The organism is Planktosalinus sp., from assembly GCF_059864935.1.
This window is the reverse complement of record NZ_JCBCCK010000446.1, coordinates 1-1,366: the sequence shown is the minus strand read 5'-3', so window position 1 is coordinate 1,366 and position 1,366 is coordinate 1. Positions and strand designations below refer to the sequence as shown.

Genomic DNA, 1,366 nt, shown 5'->3' with positions numbered 1-1,366 from the left:
GGAAATATCGTCGTCGCTGGGTCCTGCAACCACACCGGCCATACAATTGGTGCCGATATCGCCACAAGTTTGATACACAAACAAGCCGGCATAAAAACCGTTAATGTCTTTTAAGTGAATGTCTATCACATCATCCATCGTTGGGGTGTACATATACACCACATCGTTGCCGTTGAGGTAATTCTCAGTGGTTCCGCAGTCAGTACCGGGAGACCCTGAAAATGTATTGCCGTAATTTGAGGTATTGTTGTTGGTATCTATATAAGGAAGTGCCGCCGGTACGGTGATGTCACCATCCTGGGTCACTGTTGCAATTACTTCCTCGCGAGGGGACTCACAAAGTGCTGTAGAACCGACAACTGTAACTTTATAATCATGTGTTTCGCCAAAACTACCCCCTATTGTACAAGCATTATCAGGCAATCCGGCATAACGCACAGAAACACGCATAATGGTTGTACTTCCAATGACACTTGCAGGAATGCTAAAAGTTCCATTGGTAACTCCTCCGACACTTCCTGCCGTAGATTGAAACACTAATTCTGTAGCATCATCAAAGGTACCGTCAAAATTGAAATCAATCCATATCTTCACCCATTGACTACTTGCGAAAGTATGGGTCAATGCTACATTATAATTGGAATTTGCAATCAGGGTCGCCGTAAGATTAGGATCTCCTGTAAAATTTCCATAGGCATTTGGCGAACAACCAGTGCCAAGATGACTAATCAATACTGCTCCTCCTGCTTCACTTAAAGTAAAGTCATTGATATTATCACCAGACCCACATCCACTTGCTCCATGGACGGGAGTACACGGTGTTGGTAAAATATTATTTCCGGATCCTTGCTCCAAGAAAACCTCAGCTGCCCAATATGAAGTAGTAGCAGTCAAAGATGGAGTAGTGAAGGTTGTGCCTGTACCTAAAAGATTGCCCCCTGATTGAGCATCAAACCAATAAATCTCTGTGCCGGGACCTCCATTACCCACAACTTCCAAAACAACACTTCCTTTACAAACTACTGTTCCGGGAGTAGTGGAAAGTATTTCTAAACTTGTACAATCAATCTCAGTTACTGTAACAGCCAAAAGGTCACTCACGCAACCATTGAGCGTTTGGTTCACATAATAAGTCGTACCGTCAACCAATACCGTTGTATTGGGTATGGTCATCGTTCCGGCCGCATCACTGTACCAAGTCAAGTTTCCGCCAATCACAACCAAGTCTGCCAGGGTATCACCCGGTTCAAAGAATTGGTCTTCGTCACCTCCGGGTGCTGCCGTATAATTTGCACAGTTTATCACCGCTAAATCTATTGTTAATGTATATGCTGTCGATGGCGAATCGGAAGTCGATATGACTATG

At 44.1% G+C, this 1,366-nt stretch carries 1 protein-coding gene; it reads right to left on the bottom strand.

All coding sequences use genetic code 11. From position 1 onward, the window contains the following. A partial coding sequence (locus AC6F75_RS13230) for an Ig-like domain-containing protein (protein WP_500715562.1) occupies positions 1-1,366 on the bottom strand: 1,366 nt, incomplete at both ends.